This window comes from Ferruginibacter sp. (assembly GCF_049840995.1).
Classification (GTDB): Bacteria; Bacteroidota; Bacteroidia; order Chitinophagales; family Chitinophagaceae; genus Ferruginibacter.
On record NZ_JASGIP010000003.1, the window covers coordinates 1,749,254 to 1,767,197 of the forward strand.

17 protein-coding genes and 1 pseudogene are annotated in these 17,944 nt (G+C 41.2%); 13 read left to right on the plus strand and 5 right to left on the minus strand.

Annotated features, from left to right (window positions below; genetic code table 11):
• Positions 1 to 8: 8 nt before the first annotated feature.
• Positions 9 to 392: an HU family DNA-binding protein gene (locus QM738_RS09300; protein ID WP_462276711.1), complete on the minus strand. Its 384-nt coding sequence runs from the start codon at positions 390 to 392 to the stop codon at positions 9 to 11.
• A 152-nt stretch (positions 393 to 544) separates the two neighbouring features.
• On the opposite strand from QM738_RS09300, the gene mutY reads away from it, so the two are divergent.
• From mutY to ispG, 8 genes are all read left to right on the plus strand, one after another.
• Positions 545 to 1,624, plus strand: a complete 1,080-nt coding sequence (gene mutY, locus QM738_RS09305; protein WP_462276415.1) for an A/G-specific adenine glycosylase — start codon at positions 545 to 547, stop codon at positions 1,622 to 1,624.
• A gap of 39 nt (positions 1,625 to 1,663) precedes the next feature.
• The gene (locus tag QM738_RS09310) at positions 1,664 to 2,095 is read left to right on the plus strand and encodes a single-stranded DNA-binding protein (protein WP_462276416.1); all 432 of its coding nucleotides are present in this window, start codon (positions 1,664 to 1,666) and stop codon (positions 2,093 to 2,095) included.
• Between the two features lie 67 nt (positions 2,096 to 2,162).
• Positions 2,163 to 3,509 (plus strand): gliding motility-associated protein GldE, encoded by a 1,347-nt coding sequence (gene gldE / locus QM738_RS09315; protein WP_462276417.1) that lies wholly within the window; start codon positions 2,163 to 2,165, stop codon positions 3,507 to 3,509.
• 59 nt (positions 3,510 to 3,568) lie between these two features.
• Positions 3,569 to 4,267 (plus strand): gliding motility lipoprotein GldD, encoded by a 699-nt coding sequence (gene gldD, locus QM738_RS09320; RefSeq protein WP_462276418.1) that lies wholly within the window; start codon positions 3,569 to 3,571, stop codon positions 4,265 to 4,267.
• A 174-nt stretch (positions 4,268 to 4,441) separates the two neighbouring features.
• Positions 4,442 to 5,032 carry a DUF3109 family protein gene (locus tag QM738_RS09325; protein ID WP_462276419.1) on the plus strand — a complete coding sequence of 197 codons (591 nt, stop codon included), beginning with the start codon at positions 4,442 to 4,444 and terminating at the stop codon, positions 5,030 to 5,032.
• Between the two features lie 23 nt (positions 5,033 to 5,055).
• Complete coding sequence (gene blaOXA, locus QM738_RS09330) at positions 5,056 to 5,898, plus strand: class D beta-lactamase (protein WP_462276420.1); 843 nt, start codon at positions 5,056 to 5,058, stop codon at positions 5,896 to 5,898.
• A 116-nt stretch (positions 5,899 to 6,014) separates the two neighbouring features.
• Positions 6,015 to 7,667, plus strand: a complete 1,653-nt coding sequence (locus QM738_RS09335; RefSeq protein WP_462276421.1) for a VWA domain-containing protein — start codon at positions 6,015 to 6,017, stop codon at positions 7,665 to 7,667.
• A 91-nt stretch (positions 7,668 to 7,758) separates the two neighbouring features.
• The gene (gene ispG / locus QM738_RS09340; RefSeq protein WP_462276422.1) at positions 7,759 to 9,726 is read left to right on the plus strand and encodes a (E)-4-hydroxy-3-methylbut-2-enyl-diphosphate synthase; all 1,968 of its coding nucleotides are present in this window, start codon (positions 7,759 to 7,761) and stop codon (positions 9,724 to 9,726) included.
• A 562-nt stretch (positions 9,727 to 10,288) separates the two neighbouring features.
• Here the strand turns inward: ispG and QM738_RS09345 are convergent.
• Positions 10,289 to 12,274 (minus strand): prolyl oligopeptidase family serine peptidase, encoded by a 1,986-nt coding sequence (locus QM738_RS09345; protein WP_462276712.1) that lies wholly within the window; start codon positions 12,272 to 12,274, stop codon positions 10,289 to 10,291.
• A gap of 173 nt (positions 12,275 to 12,447) precedes the next feature.
• Here QM738_RS09345 and nadB point away from each other — a divergent pair, with 173 nt between their 5' ends.
• The 5 genes and pseudogenes from nadB (at position 12,448) to QM738_RS09370 (ending at position 16,492) form a co-directional block, all read left to right on the plus strand.
• On the plus strand, positions 12,448 to 14,046 hold the full coding sequence (nadB, locus tag QM738_RS09350) for an L-aspartate oxidase (protein WP_462276423.1): 1,599 nt from the start codon (positions 12,448 to 12,450) through the stop codon (positions 14,044 to 14,046).
• Positions 14,047 to 14,119: 73 nt separating this feature from the next.
• A complete protein-coding gene (locus tag QM738_RS09355) occupies positions 14,120 to 14,515 on the plus strand; it encodes a four helix bundle protein (RefSeq protein ID WP_462276424.1) in 396 nt (131 codons plus the stop codon).
• A 49-nt stretch (positions 14,516 to 14,564) separates the two neighbouring features.
• Complete coding sequence (locus QM738_RS09360) at positions 14,565 to 14,726, plus strand: LpxL/LpxP family acyltransferase (RefSeq protein WP_462276425.1); 162 nt, start codon at positions 14,565 to 14,567, stop codon at positions 14,724 to 14,726.
• A gap of 11 nt (positions 14,727 to 14,737) precedes the next feature.
• Positions 14,738 to 15,460: pseudogene (locus QM738_RS09365) on the plus strand (lysophospholipid acyltransferase family protein); the annotation flags it as partial.
• A gap of 153 nt (positions 15,461 to 15,613) precedes the next feature.
• The gene (locus QM738_RS09370; protein ID WP_462276426.1) at positions 15,614 to 16,492 is read left to right on the plus strand and encodes a lysophospholipid acyltransferase family protein; all 879 of its coding nucleotides are present in this window, start codon (positions 15,614 to 15,616) and stop codon (positions 16,490 to 16,492) included.
• A gap of 81 nt (positions 16,493 to 16,573) precedes the next feature.
• On the opposite strand, the gene QM738_RS09375 is transcribed toward QM738_RS09370, so the two are convergent.
• Genes QM738_RS09375 through QM738_RS09385 form a run of 3 tightly spaced genes read right to left on the minus strand, consistent with a single transcriptional unit; the run spans position 16,574 to position 17,940 of the window.
• Complete coding sequence (locus QM738_RS09375) at positions 16,574 to 16,897, minus strand: hypothetical protein (protein WP_462276427.1); 324 nt, start codon at positions 16,895 to 16,897, stop codon at positions 16,574 to 16,576.
• A gap of 43 nt (positions 16,898 to 16,940) precedes the next feature.
• Positions 16,941 to 17,426 (minus strand): hypothetical protein, encoded by a 486-nt coding sequence (locus tag QM738_RS09380; protein WP_462276428.1) that lies wholly within the window; start codon positions 17,424 to 17,426, stop codon positions 16,941 to 16,943.
• Positions 17,395 to 17,940: a hypothetical protein gene (locus QM738_RS09385; RefSeq protein ID WP_462276429.1), complete on the minus strand. Its 546-nt coding sequence runs from the start codon at positions 17,938 to 17,940 to the stop codon at positions 17,395 to 17,397. The genes QM738_RS09380 and QM738_RS09385 overlap by 32 nt, the downstream gene beginning before the upstream one ends.
• Positions 17,941 to 17,944 lie beyond the last annotated feature (4 nt).

Here is a 17,944-nt window from a genome sequence, read left to right on the forward strand (position 1 = left end):
AAGTTACATCAGTCTTCGCTTTCATCATCATGGTTATCGGTGCTCTCTTTAATGTTTTTGGAAGATTTGATCTCCTGCATAAACTCTTTGGCAGGCTTAAATGCGGGAATGAAATGTTCGGGTATTTCAACAGCGATATTCTTCTTGATATTACGGCCGATCTTGGCCGCTCTTTTTTTGGTAATAAAGCTGCCGAATCCGCGTATATAAATATTTTCGCCTTCAGATAATGACTTTTTAACTTCTTTAAACATAGTTTCAAGAGTTACCAGTACATCCACTTTAGGAATACCGGTTTTTTCGGAAATTTGATTAATAAGGTCTGCTTTTCTCATAAAATGATTTTTAGAATTCTTTGAGTAAAATACAAAATTTGCTCCAAAAATCCAAATAAGTTAGTGATTATCAGCTACTTTGTTGCAAAGAAATCATTTAACGCAAGATGAAAAACGGCTCTAATTGATTGATAATCAACGGTATGTGCTTTATTTGATATGTATAAATATGTTGGCATAATATCTTTATAAAAAACAGTTTTGGCAATATGGATGCTTCAAAAAAATATTTTACCAGCCGGCTTTTGCAGTGGAATACAGACGTTAACGACCGGCACATGCCCTGGAAAGGGGAAAAAAATCCCTATAAAATATGGTTGAGTGAGGTGATATTGCAGCAGACCAGGGTGGAGCAGGGTTGGGAATATTACAATCGTTTTGTGGCTGCTTTTCCTACTATTATGGATCTTGCCAAGGCGCCCGATACACAGGTGTTTAAATTATGGGAAGGCCTGGGCTATTATACCCGCTGCAAGAACCTGCTGGCCACTGCCCGCTATATTGCAGATGAATGCAGGGGCCAATTCCCCGATCAGTATGAAGACATTCTTGCACTGAAAGGCGTGGGGCCATACACGGCCGCTGCCATTGCATCCTTTGCCTATAACCTGCCTCATGCGGTGGTGGATGGAAATGTGTTCAGGGTACTATCACGTTTTTTTGCTAACAACACACCGGTAGACAGCACCGAAGGCAAACGTTTTTTTACAGCACTGGCCAATGAATTACTGGATAAAAAACAGCCCGGTATCTATAACCAGGCATTGATGGATTTTGGCGCCGTGGTATGCAAACCACAATTGCCTTTGTGTACACAATGCCCGCTGCAAAAAAAATGTGGCGCTTATTTAACCGGAATGGTAAGCAATTTGCCTGTTAAAGAAAAGACCATTGTGCAGCGAACAAGGTGGTTCTTTTATTTTGTAATGGAATATAAGGGCAGGCTGTATGTGCGCAAACGGGGTGCGAAGGATATATGGGAAAACCTGTACGAATTTGTGTTGCTGGAATCGCCCGCCCCAACGGATATGGAAGAAGTAAAGCGTTCGCCCGGATTTAAAAAGATGCTGACAAAGAACGCTTATACCGCGGGGCCCATTTCTAAAATATACAGCCAGAAACTGACCCACCAAACCATACATGGCCAGTTTGCAAGGCTGCACCTTAAAAATGCACCCGAACTGGAAGGCTACGAGGCAGTTACAGAAAAAGAGCTGGAGCTGCTGCCTTTCCCAAAATTGATAACATCCTATTTGAAAGATAAAAATGTATCTTTAAATTTGTTATAGAGGGGAACCATGAGTCTACATTCTTAAAATAAAAATTTTATGAGAGGCGTAAACAGGGTAATGTTAATAGGAAATCTGGGTAAGGATCCCGATATACAATTTTTAGAAGGCAATATTGGTGTGGCAAAATTTTCGCTGGCAACAACAGAAACTTTTAAGGACAGGAGCGGCAAATTAATTTCTCAAACAGAATGGCATACCGTGGTATTGTGGCGTGGGCTTGCCGACCTGGCACAAAAATACCTGCACAAGGGTAGCCTTGTTTATATAGAAGGAAGATTAAAAACACGCAGCTGGGAAGATAAGGACGGCAATAAAAAATTTGCTACTGAGATAGTGGGCGATAATCTTATCATGCTGGAAAAAAGAAGCGATGGCAGTCATCCTGCTGCAGGTGTTGAAGGTATGGAAGGTTTGGGTGGTCCCGATATTCCACCAATTGACGATGGAGCAGAACGCCTGCCATTTTAATAAGTTTAACCCATTGAATTCGTAAAGCGGTTTTTGGCTTTACCATTGTTTATATAAAATCTATATTTTGGATTACCATTCGGCTAACAGCTTTATTCACTCATTCCCATTTCCTTTACTGGCAATAACACTTGCGGCAAATGCTGTACTGATGTTCCTGGTATTTTTGCTGCTTATCATTTCCTTCTTACTGGCGGGTTCGGAAGTAGCTTTTTTTTCGCTTACTTATAAGGATATCAACATACTTAAAACCAAGCAGCAGCCTGCTTACCGCCGCATTGTTAATTTACTGGAGCAGCCCAAAACATTGCTGGCATCCATGCTTATCACCAACAGCTTTGTCAATATCGGTATCATTCTCATTTTTAATATCCTGATCGATGGATGGATCGGCGGACTGCATTTTAATTTCCTCAGTATCTTTTTAATAAAAGTAGTAGCGGTAACCATCTTACTGGTACTGGTGGCCGAAGTGTTACCGAAGGTTTGGGCCACACATCATAAAATATGGTTTGCTGCAACAGCATCGCTGATTGTAGAAATATTCAACAGTGTTTTTTACCGCTTCAGCAAACGCATGGTAAGGTGGAGCGATGGTATTGAAAAGAAATTCTCTTCGGATAATACTGCTGCTATGGACAGCAGCCACCTGGATTATGCCATTGACCTTTTGCCCGAGCATGAAGCTACGGTGGAAGAAAAACAGATACTGAAAGGCATCCGCAAATTTGGTGATACCACGGTAAAGCAGATCATGCGTACACGCCTGGACGTTAGTGGCATTGATGTGAACAGCAGTTTTGAAGACACGATCAGGAAAGTGGAAGAACTGCATTACTCCCGCCTGCCGGTGTATAAGAACAACCTGGACGAAGTGGTGGGTATGCTGCATACCAAGGACCTGCTGCCGCACCTGAACGAAGGCCCCGGTTACGACTGGCATACCCTGATGCGCCAGCCTTTTTTTGTGCATGAACAAAAACTGATCGAAGACCTGTTGCAGGAATTCCGCAACCGCCGCAATCATTTTGCCGTGGTGGTGGATGAGTTTGGCGGCACCTCGGGTATTGTAACGCTGGAAGATATCATGGAAGAGATCATTGGTGATATCAAGGATGAATTTGATGATGAAGAAAGCGTAAATAAAAAAATAGATGACCATACTTATATTTTTGAAGGTAAAACAATGATCAATGATGTGTGCAAGGCACTGGGTTTGCCGGTAGATACTTTTGAAAATGTGCGGGGCGACAGTGATTCGCTTGCAGGGCTGGTGCTGGAAATAGCCGGCGAATTTCCGCAGGTGGATGAAGAAGTGGTGAGCGGCGATTTTATATTCATCCCGCTGGAGATAAAAAAGAACAGGATCGATAAGGTGAAAGTTATTTTAAAAGAAGCGGAAGGGAAAAGTTGAGAGTACAGAGTTAAAAGTTGAGAGTTAAAAGTGTAAAGTTTGAGTACAAAATTTTAAGTATGGAGTTGATAGAGGATAATTATTTTTGCAGCATGATATCTAAACGTAATTGGATCAGCCTGGGTTTGTACTTCGTACTTTGTACTTTGCTCCTGTTCTCCTGCAACTCTACTTATACCTCAAAAAAAAGAGGTTACTTTAAAGTGGATTTTCCTGAAAGAAAATACGTTGCCTTTCAGCAACCCGGCTTCCCTTATACTTTTGAATACCCGGCTTATGCACAGGTGGTAAAAGACAGCACTTATTTTGACAGCAATCCTGAAAACCCTTACTGGATCAACCTTGATTTTCCGCAATTTGGCGGCAGGATATTTTTGAGTTACAAGATCATTGGTGGCAAGGCTATTTATAAAGTAAAACAACCCAACGGAGCTTATAAAGACTCTACGGGTATCAACGCTTTTGATAATATGGTAACGGATGCATATAATCTTACCAATAAGAACCAGGCCATTACCAATGCCATTAAAGACAGTGTGATGCATACGCCGAATGGTGTTACCGGCATCTTTTTTAAAGTGGGCGGCAATGCGGCCACGGCCAAACAATTCTTTTTAAGCGATACAACCAAAAACTTTATCCGCGGCGCCCTGTATTTTGATGTAACGCCCAACTCAGATTCCTTAAAGCCGGTGCAGGATTTTTTGCAGAAGGATATTGAGCACATGATCAATACGTTCCGGTGGGTGCATAGCTAACATGGTCTGACGCCCTCGTCTGACCATGTTGACCGCGATCACCCTATGGCCTGCCGCCCTCGTCTGACCATTTCATGGTCAGTGCTGCACATGGTCAGACGAGGGCGTCAGACCATGTGCCAGACCATTCATCACAAATTTTATTAGCCTGCCTGTTTGCTGTACCTTTGCAGCATGATTGCAATAGACAATATTTTGATCAGCGAAGAAGTGGTGAAGGAGCAGTTTGTGTGCGACCTTACCAAGTGCAAGGGCGCCTGCTGCGTGGATGGCGATGCCGGTGCACCACTTGAAAAAGCTGAACTGGAAAAGATCAACGAAGTGTTTGATGCCGTGCTGCCTTACCTGAACGAGGAAAGCAAAGCGGAGATCGACAGGCAGGGCCGTTATGTATACGATAAAGAGTTTGGCTGGGTTACACCTACCATCAACAGCAAGATATGTGTATACGGTATTACCGATAAACAGGGCATTGTTAAATGCGGCATTGAGCAGGCTTACCTGGATGGAAAAGTAAAATGGAAAAAACCGATCAGCTGCCATCTTTTCCCTGTAATAACCAAAGAGAGCAAGCGCAGCGCCAATGTATACGTTAATTACGAACCAAGGGAAGATAACTGCAAAGCTGCCTGCAGCCTGGGTAAGAAATTAAAAGTGCCCGTGTATGTATTTTTAAAAGAATCGCTGGTACGCAAGTTCGGGCAGGAATTTTATGATGCCCTGGATGCCACTGCAAAACATTTGAATAAATCCCCGAAACCTTAAAGACAAAATCCCCGTTATTTTTTATGAGATCATTTCGCATTACCGGCTTTGTATCCCTTGTAATTGCCAGTATCTTTCTTTTTAATTCCTGCAGCGTAAACAAGGCAAAGATCGATAACAGCTTAAAAAAATATTTTGATGAAAATAAAGTGGATGGTTGTTTTACTTTACTCAACAATGCCGACGGACAGATAACAGTGTACAATATGGCATTGGATACACAGCGTTTTTTACCGGCCTCTACTTTTAAAATTGTTAACTCTCTCATTGGCCTGCAAACAGGTGCTATTACCAATGATACGATGATGATAAAATGGGATGGTAAGGTGCGCATTTTTCCCGGTGGCGATACTGCAAAGGACTGGAACAAAGATATGGGCATGACGGAGGCGTTTAAAGTAAGCAATGTGGCTTATTACCAGGAAGTGGCCCGCCGTATTGGAAAAGATACCATGCAGCACTGGATAGACAGTATTGGTTATGGCAATAAAAATATCGGTGGTCCTGTTGATTCGTTCTGGCTGAACAATCATTTAAAAATATCACCGGATGAACAGCTGGGCCTGGTAAAAAAACTGTATTTTGACCAGTTGCCCTTTAGAAAAGGTGTGCACGAACAGGTTAAGAATGTAATGCTGCAGGAAGATAATACGGCATACAAATTGAGTTATAAAACGGGCTGGGGCTTTGATGAGCAGAAAAATAATATTGGCTGGCAGGTGGGCTGGATCGAGGAGAATAACCATGTATATTTCTTTGTAACTTTTATTAAAGGCGCCCCGGGAGATATAGATATGCGTACCATCCGTAAAAATATTACCACCGGTATATTAAAGCAACTGGGCTTTTTTGAAGGGAAGAAATAATTTTTTAACAGAATTGTTTGCCCTGAATGTGCTTATTTTACCCTGTTGATCATTAATAAACACAAAGCATCGATCTGGTTTTGTATACATTTCAACATAACGAATATTTACTCGCATTGGCAGCAATACCTTTACTGGCATTGCTGTATTTTTTTGTGTTGCGCTGGAAAAAGAGGACCATTAAAAAGATCGGGGATGAAAGGCTGGTGAAGGAAATGACGAAAAACTATTCTGCCCAACGCTTTGCTATCAAATTCATACTTATCATTGTTGCTTTTGCATCCGGCGCTTTGGCACTGGCCAACCTGCGTACGCCCAGGGGCTCCGAAAAAGTAAGCCGTAATGGTATTGATGTAATGGTGGCGCTGGATGTAAGCAAGAGTATGCTGGCGCAGGATATCAAGCCCAGCCGTTTGGACCGGGCCAAACAGGTGATCAGCAAACTGATCGATAAACTGGGCAACGACAGGATCGGCATTATTGTTTTTGCAGGCAAGGCTTACCTGCAGATGCCGCTTACCGGTGATCATGGCGCTGCAAAAATGTATCTCTCTTCTGCCACGCCTGATATTGTGCCTACGCAGGGCACGGTGATCGCAGATGCGTTGAGAATGAGCAATGCCTCTTTTAATACCAAAGAAAAAAAATATAAATCGGTTATCCTTATCAGTGATGGTGAAGATCATGATGAAGAAGCTGCAAAAGTAGCCACACAGATGGCTTCGGATGGTGTTGTGATCAATACGATCGGTATTGGTTCGCCCGATGGTTCTCCTATTTTTGATCCTTCTACCAATGAGACTAAAAAAGATAATGAAGGCAATACCGTGATCACTAAACTGAATGAAGCAGAATTGAGAACCATTGCAGAAAAAGGCAACGGCATCTATCAATTATATAACAACACAGATGATGTGGTGGCTAAGCTGGATACACAGCTGGGGAATATGGACCAGCGTGCGGTTACAGAAGATTCGCTGGTGAATTATGAAAGTTTTTACCAGTATTTTTTATTGTTTGCTGTTTTACTGCTGCTGATAGAAATGGTATTGCCGGAAAGGATCAGGCCGAAGACGGATAAAAGTAAAATGACAAAGGCGGCTGCATTTGCCACTGTGCTGTGTTTAATATTGCCGGCTTTTAGTTTTGCGCAGGATGAAAAAGAGATCAAAAAAGGCAACGAGGAGTATAAGAAGAATGAATATGGCAAGGCGGCAGAGCAGTACCAGAAAGTGATCACTAAAACACCTACCAATGCCACCGCACAATTTAACCTGGGCAATGCATTGTATAAAAACGATAAGAAGGAAGAGGCTGTAAAAGCCTATGACAATGCGGCTTCCAGCCTGCAATCGAAACAGGAAAAGGCGAAAGCGTTGTATAACAAAGGTGTTGTATTGCAAAAATCTGATAAACTGCAGGAATGTATCGAGGCTTATAAAAATGCTTTAAAGCTGAATCCTGATGATGATGATACCCGGCAGAATTTGCAAAAAGCGTTAAAACAACTAAAACAGCAACAACAACAGCAGGAACAGCAACAGCCAAAAGACAACAAGCAGAAGAAAAAACCGAAGGAAGATGAACAGAAAAAAGATGAACAAAAGAAAAAAGAAGAGCAAAAACAACAACAGCAGCAACAACCTAAAATAAGTAAAAAAGATGCAGAGGAAAAGCTGAAGGCATTGCTGCAGCAGGAAAAGAACCTGCAGGATAAATTAAGAAAAGTAAATACTGCATCACCTAATAAACCAGATAAGGATTGGTAAAAACATGATCAGACGAGGGCGTCAGATCAATCACATGGTCAGACGGGGCGTCAGACAATGTGGAACCGCCATTTTACGTTAATTTTGCACCATGCAACGCTACAGCGAATCACTCACTTCGTATAAACGCCTTAAGACAAGAGAAGTAAAGATCGGCAACCTTGTGTTGGGCGGTAATAATCCCATCCGTATTCAAACCATGACCACTACTGATACCATGGATACGATGGCTACAGTAGAACAATCTATCCGTTGCATTGAGGCAGGAGCAGAGCTGGTGCGTATCACGGCGCCTTCTAAAAAAGAAGCGGAGAATTTACAGAACATCAAGGATGAATTAAGAAAGCGTGGTTACGATACACCGCTCGTGGCTGATATTCATTTTACACCCAATGCAGCAGAGATCGCTGCAAAAATTGTAGAGAAGGTAAGGGTGAACCCCGGCAACTATGTTGATAAGAAAAAGTTTGAGCAACTGGAATATACCGATGAAGAATATGCAGAAGAAATTGAAAGGATCAGGGAACGTTTTACACCACTGGTTTTGATCTGTAAGGAGCATGGTACTGCTATGCGTATTGGTACCAATCATGGCAGCTTAAGCGACCGTATCATGAGCCGCTATGGTGATACTGCTATTGGTATGGTGGAAAGTGCTATGGAATTTTTGCGTATCGCAAGAAGCGAGGATTATCACGAGATCATCCTCAGCATGAAGAGCAGTAACCCGCTGGTGATGGTACAGGCTTATCGGCTGCTGGTGGTACACATGATGGAAGAGTTTGGTGAATGCTATCCCTTACACTTAGGCGTAACCGAAGCAGGTGATGGGGAAGACGGCAGGATAAAATCTGCGATCGGTATCGGTACGCTTTTGGAAGATGGTATTGGTGATACGATCAGGGTTTCGTTGACAGAAGATCCGGAATTTGAGATACCGGTTTGTAAGGATATTGTAAAGCGTTATCAATCTAAAGTAAATGATAATGCATTAACTGCAGAAAGTAAACTTTCTTATTCTCCTTTTGAATATAAAAGAAGAGAAACGTACGAACTGGGTAATGTTGGCGCTAAACATGTTCCTATAGTTATTGCTGATTTTATGCTTGATAAAGTGATCGGCCATACCGACCTGCAGGCAATAGGTTATAGCTACGATGTGCCTAGTGATAAATGGAATATTGCGGATGCGGCAGCGGATTATATTTATACGGCCGATAAAACCATTGACTTTGCTTTACCAGGCACCGTAAAAGTGATCTGTAATTATAATACCTGGCTTGCAGTTGCGGATAGCCCAAAATATTTTCCATTATTTACTGTTGCAGAATTCAGCACAGCAGAAAAAAGATCTGCTGCCATGAATTTTATTGCCTTTGATACTGCAAAGGATGAGAAGCAACTGATAGAAAAGATCAGCAATGATAATACAACCGTACTTTGTGTGTATTCTTCTGCTGAAAACAGTATGCAATCGGTCCGGAGTTTTATCAATGGATTGATGCCCTTGCAAACACCGGTAATTCTTGCTGTTGAAAGTCATCATACTTCTATTGATGAACAACTGATACATTTTGCTACAGAAAGCGGCGCTTTGTTCTTAGATGGTATGGGTGATGGTATCTGGCTGATCAATGATCCTTCAAAGATCGTGAATGCAAAAGTTTCGGGCAGAACTTACCTGCAAACAAAGAACAACCACCAATTTTTAAACAATACTTCTTTTTCTATTTTACAGGCGGTACGTACCCGTATCTCCAAAACAGAATACATCAGCTGCCCCAGTTGTGGCCGCACTTTATTCGATCTGCAGGAAACAACGGCAAAGATCCGTGCAGTGACCAATCATTTGAAAGGTGTTAAGATCGCTATCATGGGTTGCATCGTAAATGGTCCCGGCGAAATGGCGGATGCCGATTTTGGTTATGTGGGCAGTGGTGTTGGTAAAATAACCTTGTACAAAGGCAAAGAGGTGGTAAAAAGAAATATCGACAGCGCTATTGCCGTGGATGAACTGATCAACCTATTAAAGGAAAACGAGGCCTGGGTGGAGAATTAATCTGCCATTTTATTGACGGGATAAATCATAATGCCCGGTTTGCTTTTATCTGTTACAACCTGCTTTGCGCAAAACGTTCCTACGGAACGAAACCCTCCCACATTGCCTGGGCTACCGATGAGATGTTCCTACGGAACAAAAGTACATCATTTAATTTTTTGAGAAATGAGAAAATACCCCTGCCGGACAAAAATATAGTAGCTGATTTTTTTGAGAGACGAGGAAATACTCTTGTAAAACATACATTCACATTACCAGATTTTTGAGAAACGAGAGATACTGCCGGAACGAAATACGAGGTGCAGTTTTGCTGTCCCGTAGGGACATTTCATTGGTAACAAAGTGCAACAAAAAGCCGCGGCGTTCCGTAGGAACGCCTGGTGCTGTTCGAATAAAAGAACCCTACAAAAAAGAAAGACGATCTCTTAAAGCTCTTACTTCATTCGCAAATGGTTCATCAGATGATGAGGTCACTCGTTTTTTATAAGATCATGATCTATCCGCTTGATCATGATAATCTGTGTTCTGTTTTCTTCCGCCCTGGCGGGTTGTATTTATCATTCTATTCCATCCCCAGCTGGTTCATCAGGTAGCTGAACTGCATGGTGGCATTATCGATCCTTTGCTGTGTTTGCTGGCCGGTGCCATGACCACTGTTGAAATCGATCCAGAGCATTACCGGGCTTTTCTGACCCACATTATTCTGTATGGCGGCCACAAATTTTTTGGCATGTAGTGGATCCACCCTGCTGTCGTAAGCGCCGGCGGTTACCAGCATATTCGGAATGTTCACACCCGCCCTGATATTATGATAAGGAGAATATTTTAACAGCCATCCAAAATCAGCTTCATTGTCTGCACTGCCATATTCGGGTATCCAGTACCGTGCGATCAAAAATTTATGGTACCGTACCATATCCAGCAGCGGAACGCCACATATCACCGCTTTAAAAAGATCGGGCCTTTGTGTAACCATGGCGCCCATTAATAAACCACCATTGCTGCCGCCCCAGATTGCTAATTTATTTTTATTGGTGTACTTTTCTTTAATGGCCCATTCTGCTGCGGCAATAAAATCATCAAAGCAATTCTGTTTATTCTGGAGCATAGCGCCTTCGTGCCATTTTTCGCCGTACTCATCACCGCCTCTTATACCGGGTTCCAGTATCACGCCGCCACGATTGATAAAGGAAGCATAGCTGCCCACAAAGCCAATGCTGATACCGGAATTAAAACCTCCATACCCCGTCAGCAATACAGGATTATTGCCGTCCAGTTTCAAGTCTTTACGATGGATCACTTTTATAGGTATCCTTGTTCCGTCTTTGGAAATATAGAATTGTATGCTGCCGGTAATATTCTTTGTATCCACCGGTAATTCCCGGAAGAAATACAGTTTCCATTTAAAATCCGCAGCATTGGCCACAAAAGTTTTTGCAGGAGTGGTAAAGGAAGTGATGGTAAGGTATACCAGGTCTTCCTCCCTGTCGTAACTGAAACTGCTGATATTGCCCGGCTCAGGCATAGGTACATCTTTTACATATTTGCCTGCAAAATCAAATATCCGTAACCGGCTTACAATATCTTTTTTATCCTGTACAATAATGTTGTGTTTGGTAACACTGTAGTTTTCCATTACTGTTTTGCTTTCGGGGATCAATACTTTCCAGTTCTTGCTATCGGGATTTTTGGTGTTGCCGATCAGCAGTTTAAAATTGGGTGCATTATCATTGGTCATGATATACATTCTATCACCGATCGCTTCGGGATAAGCCCTGTATTTGGTACTGCTGTAAATTACTTTACCACTGTCCGGTGTACCCGTCTTTTTTATACGTAGTGTATTACTGTAAAAATCACTTTCACCTAAAAAACTTACATCGCTGTAGCGGTTGTCGTAAATGTAAAAGCTGTTCTTCGCATCTTTGGGTTCTCCTAAAAAAACATCGTTCTTCCTGTCATCGCCCAGCTTGTGCAGGTAGGTGGGCAGCGGCAGTTGTTTATCGATCAGTTCTTTATTGCGCAATGTAATATAGCCATGTTGCTGATCTTTTGTCCAGTCAAAACCAAACACACCATCCAGCGGCGGGTACAATTCTTTGCCGGTTCGGGTATCAATAAAATATACGGTATTGATCTCCGACCCGCTTTTTTGTATACTAAAAGCACATACTTCGCCATTGTAAGAATAATTGGATCCTGACAAAGCAGTTTTACCCGAAGTATCATAGGCAACCGGGTCAAAAAGCAATTGTTTACTGCCATCTTCCAGCACCCGGTAGATCTTATTTTGCTTATCGCCCTTTCTTTTGATGGATTGGAATTTATATTTTCCCACAGTGGAAACAGGCCCTTCGTAATCCATATCCACAATAGCGGCGATCTCTTCCCGTAAACCTTTTATCGTTTTCTGTGTTTCACTCATGTATTGGAGCGTATAATCGTGCTGGGCCTTTGTCCAGGCTTTTACCTGCTCATTATCCTTATCTTCCAGCCAGCGGTAATTATCTGTAAGCAAAGTGCCATGCAGGGTGTCAGTTACAGGGATAACGGGTGTGACGGGAGGATTGAATTTTACCTAGCTCATGGCGGAATTAAAAAGAGTTATAGCGGTGAATGTAAAAAATAGCTTTCTCATGTGCAGTATATTTATTTTGGTCACAATGATTTAATTACAAGGTAGAAAAATTAATTTTACTGTCTTAATATTTATAGCAGAATATGGAAACAGATTTTTTAGTGATCGGCAGCGGTATTGCGGGCCTTACGTATGCTTTAAAAGTGGCGCAGGAATGCCCCGATAAAAAGATAACCATTCTCACCAAAACGCAAAGCGATGAGACCAACACCAAGTACGCCCAGGGTGGTATTGCAGGTGTAATGGATTTTAATAACGACAGTTTTGAAAAACATATTGAAGATACCCTGATCGCCGGTGATGGGTTGTGCAACAGGCATGTGGTGGAGATAGTGGTAAAAGAAGGCGTGGAGAGGATACAGGAACTGATTGGATGGGGGGCGCAGTTTGACAAGGAACCGGATGGTGATTTTAAATTAGGTAAAGAAGGAGGGCACAGCGAGTTCAGGATATTGCATCATAAAGATGTTACGGGCAAGGAAATGGAAAGGGCATTGCTGGAAGCGATCAAAAGAAGAACGAATATTGAATTGATCAGCCATTGTTTTGTACTCGATCTTATTACGCAGCACCACATGGGTTACCTGGTAACCAAATCCACACCGGATATTGAATGCTATGGTGTGTATGTATTGAACCTTGCCACCAATAAAATAGAAAAGATACTTGCCAAAATAACTTTGCTGGCAACAGGTGGTAACGGGCAGGTATACCGTACCACTACCAATCCTGCCATTGCAACGGGAGATGGTGTGGCCATGGTATACAGGGCAAAGGGAAGGATCGAGAATATGGAATTCATACAATTCCATCCAACAGCATTGTACGAGCCGGGCGTACGCGGACAAAGTTTTTTAATTACCGAAGCGGTACGTGGTGATGGAGGTATTTTGCGCAATCATAACGGCGATGCCTTTATGGAACGTTATGATGAAAGAAAAGATCTTGCACCCCGTGATATTGTTGCCCGTGCAATTGATAATGAAATGAAAGTGGCCGGTACGGAAAACGTTTATTTAGACTGCCGTCATTTTACCAAAGAAAAATTCGTGGAGCATTTTCCGAATATCTATAATAAATGTTTGAGTATAGGAATAGATATCACGCAACACCTCATCCCTGTTGCACCTGCAGCGCATTACAGTTGCGGTGGAATTAAAACGGATGAGCATGGTAGAACTTCCATCAATAATTTATATGCTGCCGGCGAATGCGCCAGTACCGGTTTACATGGGGCCAACCGCCTAGCCAGCAATTCGCTTTTGGAAGCCATGGTGTTTGCACACCGGGCCTATATTGATGCGGTTAAGAATATTGATCAGCAACAATACAATAAGAATGTACCCGACTGGAAAGCAGATGGTACATCGCATCCCAAAGAAATGATCCTGATAACGCAAAGTGTAAAAGAACTGAAATTGCTGATGAGCGATTATGTGGGTATTGTAAGGAATAATGAGCGTTTGCAGAGAGCGATGAAGCGCCTCGATCTTTTATTTGCAGAAACAGAAGACCTGTATAAGAAAACCAATGTATCGCCGCAATTATGTGAGTTAAGAAATATGATCACGGTAGCTTTCTTAATAGTTAAAAGTGCAGAGTTCAGGCATGAGAGCAGGGGACTGCATTTTAATACGGATTACCCGGGTAAATCAGATATGATACAGAATATTGTGTTGTAGGAGTACAGAGTACAAAGTAAAAAAATACAAAGTACAGAGTACAAATTTGTTCAATTCTAACCCTAAGATAAATATGGCAAGCTTTACCAGGTTTGAAGATATTATTGCATGGCAGAAGGCAAGAGAATTGTGTAAACTGTTTGATGTGTGTCATAAAAAATATCCTGCTCTGGCAGCTAACTTTAAATTCAGTGCGCAAATGGATGCTTCCTCGGGTTCTGTGATGGATAATATTGCTGAAGGATTTGGAAGAATGGGTAACGGCGAATTTGTTCATTTTTTAACTATAGCTGCTGCCTCGGCAAGAGAATATCAATCCCAGCTCTATCGTGCATTCGACAAGAGCTACATAACAGCGGAGGAACAAAATCAGATGTATCATCTTGCAGATGAAATATGCAAGATGATATCAGCATTAATAAGAACTATTCATCAGTCAAACTCACGAGGTTATAAATTCAAAAAGTAATTTCAAATATTATGCTTCTTAACTTTGTACTTAAAACTCTGTACTCGTAATGTATTATTTAGTTTATGGTTTGATGTACCTTATCTCATTGTTACCATTCTTTATACTGTATGGTATCAGTGATTTTTTTGCTTTCTTGCTGCGGCGAGTTATTAAGTACAGAAGAGATGTTGTGCTGCATAATTTAAAAATTGCATTCCCTGAAGATTAGCTGAAGAGAGAGAAAAAATCGCCAAACAATTCTATCAATATTTTGCAGATTCATTTGTAGAGACCATTAAATTTCTTTCCATTTCTAAAAAGCAAATGCGCAAACGAACGAGTGGCACTTATGATATCATCAATCAATTATTGAGCGAAGGAAAAAGTATCAACCTGTTGTGTGGGCACCAGTTCAACTGGGAGTATGCCAACCTGTTATATTCTTCTGAATTGAAAGTGCCTTTTGTAACGGTGTATCTGCCGGTAAAAAATAAAGTCTTCAACCGGCTGATGTTTAAGATACGCACCCGCTTTAATGCCATACTGGTAAGCCCTGCAGAATTCGGCAGCAAGCTGCATCATGTATTCAATGCACAACATGCACTGGTGCTGGCGGCCGATCAATCACCTGCCGCACCGAAATCAGGTTACTGGTTGAATTTCTTCCATCATCCCACCCCTTTTTTAATAGGGCCAGAAAAAAGTGCAGTAAGAAAAAAAGCGGCGGTGGTATTTGTTGGTTTTAAAAGAACTAAAAGAGGCTATTATCATTTTGAATCGGTGCTGTTAACAGATGACGCATCCAAAACGGATAAACGTGGGCAGCTCATTTGCCTGTACAGGGATGCATTGGAGCAGGCGGTGCAAAGTGATCCTGCCAATTACCTGTGGAGCCACCGTAAGTTTAAATTTGAATGGCAGGAAGAGTATCGAAAAATGTGGGTGGACAACCAATCAATATAGATGGTTTAAAAATACTTGTAGTACGGCGTTGTAGTAACACAATAAAAACAGGATAGCCGGGTTTTAGATGCAATATAAATGTTAACGGGGTGGTTTACTTCCAACTAAACCTTATCTTCACCTCAACAATTGCATGCATCCTAAATTCAGCTAATGTATTATATCGTTTACCCCTTATTATACCTCATTTCCCTGTTACCTTTTTTTATTCTCTACCGCATCAGCGACTTCGCAGCTTTTTTATTGTCAAACGTAATTAAATACCGGAGAGCAGTTATACTTAATAACCTGGCTATCGCATTCCCGGAAAAAACTATGGAAGAAAGAAATGCCATTGCCAAAAAATTCTACCAATACTTCACTGATACTTTTATTGAAACCCTCAAGTTCATCTCCATTTCAAAAAAGCAATTATTAAAAAGAAGCACCGGTTCTTTTGACCTGATCAACGAACTGATCGATAAAGGCTATAACATCAACATCATGGCGGGGCACCAGTTCAATTGGGAGTATGCCAACCTGTTGTATGCAATGAATTTAAAAATACCATTTGTGGGTGTGTATATGCCCATTAAAAATAAAATTTTCAATAAAATATTTTTGGATATCCGTAACCGTTATGGAACGATATTGATAAGCGCCTGCGATTTTAAAAAAGAAAAGTGCGATGTTTTTAAAAAGCAATACCTGCTTGCTTTAGCTGCCGATCAAAATCCCGGCGATGCAAGCTGCGCTTACTGGATCCGTTTTTTTAACAGACCAACGCCTTTTGTTACAGGACCTGAAAAAGGCGCTGTACTAAACAATGCAGCCGTGGTATATGTAGGGTTTAAAAAAATTACAAGAGGCTGTTATAAATTCACCACTACACTTTTAGCCGAAAAAAGCGCCGGTACAGCCACAGGCGAACTTACCTGCTTATACCGCGATGCACTGGAAAGAACGATCCGCGAAGATCCCGCCAATTATTTATGGAGCCACCGCAGATTTAAATTTGACTGGAAGCCGGAGTATGGGAATGTGTTGGGGTAAGAGTCTCAATACTATTCTTTTATTGGGTAGAATGCAGCGGTTATAAACCGCCAGATGAGGATAAAAACACACATTGCTTTATCAATCTTTCCGTTTATTCAGTAACCAAATTGCACTACCAATTCCTGCAATGATGAGCCCCGGAAATATATAAATGTGGTCTTCAAAAATAAAGAACGAACCTACTGAAACTAAAAACCCCATTACCGCAATTATTAACCCATAATGTATGCTGTCTTTTAAACTTTCTTTTTCATTTTCTCTGATCACATCCCTGGCTACACGCCTGGCTAATTCTTCCGGAAACCCTTGTTTCTCTAAACGTGCATAGATAATTTCTTCGCTTAAGCCGGAATTTTTAAGCTTAAGCCCTGCTAAATATGCCTTGGTAGTTTCTGCATCCATTTTTACAGGTTTGAGTTATTAGGTAATAAAAGATCGTTTTTTACTACTTGCTCCCAGGTATCTTCTCTTCTTTATAGTCATAAAGGCTACTGATTAAATTAGTATTGTCACTCCAGAAAATAGGGTATTTCATTTTGTCTCTTCGGGAATGGTTTTCCCAAAAAAACTTTGACGGCAAATCAGCAAAGCCTATTTTAAAAGATGGTGGATTTTGCCAGTCATAGTTTTTTCCTATTCCCGCTAATTCAGCAAAAAATTTTACTTTCCCATGTGGTATAATATCAAGTGATGTCGGGTAGTTACTGTCACAACCAGGGTAATACAAATACATGGAATCATTATTAAATACAAAGCTATCTTCCCAGGAGCATGTCATCGTTGTAAAATGAACGGTAGTGTCTTGTGTATTTTCGAGTGTAATCACTATAAAGAATGATTCGTTTTCAGCTTTGGAATATTGCGATTCTAGTGACTTACTTGATGCTACTATATCAACATTAACGGTAATGATTCTTAATGTTGTTGCCATTATCCTTTTGATTCGGGAGCTTTATACCGGTTAGTAACTGTTTAATGTCGAAATAAATTTCTAAATTAACTCCGGCGTCTAAAATTGCTATTTGCTCATTTCCAATTTTGTCTTCTTTTCTATAATGTGTTTTATAAAACTCTTCCTGATCTGAATTGAAATCTAACCAGTAATCAGTCTTAAAGCCACTGTCAAAAGACCCGGTTTTCCTGAGCTTTCCAGAGGCTGTATAAAAACGCCACTGCCCGTGAGCTAAATATTTATCTTTTTTACCTTCAATTAAATAACCGCCAACAATTAAAACGTTTTTGTGATCATACACTTTAAGTTGTAATATTGAATGATCATTTGTTGCAAATACTTTTCGATAGTAAGACAAACTCTTTCCAATACACATTTGAGTTATAAAATTGCTGTCTACAAACAGCAAACGATTGTTCGTGTTAATATTACTTTGCCCATCTGCAAAATTTGCCAGGCAAAGCGTCAAAACCAGAAGGGTGTAAAATCTCATTGTT

Coding starts and splice junctions, on each gene's coding strand:
- QM738_RS09325 (WP_462276419.1), top strand. CDS start 4,442: ATGATTGCAATAGACAATATTTTGATCAGCGAAGAAGTGGTGAAGGAG.
- blaOXA (WP_462276420.1), top strand. CDS start 5,056: ATGAGATCATTTCGCATTACCGGCTTTGTATCCCTTGTAATTGCCAGT.
- QM738_RS09380 (WP_462276428.1), bottom strand. CDS start 17,426: ATGGCAACAACATTAAGAATCATTACCGTTAATGTTGATATAGTAGCA.
- QM738_RS09310 (WP_462276416.1), top strand. CDS start 1,664: ATGAGAGGCGTAAACAGGGTAATGTTAATAGGAAATCTGGGTAAGGAT.
- QM738_RS09375 (WP_462276427.1), bottom strand. CDS start 16,897: ATGGATGCAGAAACTACCAAGGCATATTTAGCAGGGCTTAAGCTTAAA.
- QM738_RS09370 (WP_462276426.1), top strand. CDS start 15,614: ATGTATTATATCGTTTACCCCTTATTATACCTCATTTCCCTGTTACCT.
- gldD (WP_462276418.1), top strand. CDS start 3,569: ATGGAGTTGATAGAGGATAATTATTTTTGCAGCATGATATCTAAACGT.
- QM738_RS09355 (WP_462276424.1), top strand. CDS start 14,120: ATGGCAAGCTTTACCAGGTTTGAAGATATTATTGCATGGCAGAAGGCA.
- ispG (WP_462276422.1), top strand. CDS start 7,759: ATGCAACGCTACAGCGAATCACTCACTTCGTATAAACGCCTTAAGACA.
- nadB (WP_462276423.1), top strand. CDS start 12,448: ATGGAAACAGATTTTTTAGTGATCGGCAGCGGTATTGCGGGCCTTACG.
- mutY (WP_462276415.1), top strand. CDS start 545: ATGGATGCTTCAAAAAAATATTTTACCAGCCGGCTTTTGCAGTGGAAT.
- QM738_RS09360 (WP_462276425.1), top strand. CDS start 14,565: ATGTATTATTTAGTTTATGGTTTGATGTACCTTATCTCATTGTTACCA.
- QM738_RS09385 (WP_462276429.1), bottom strand. CDS start 17,940: ATGAGATTTTACACCCTTCTGGTTTTGACGCTTTGCCTGGCAAATTTT.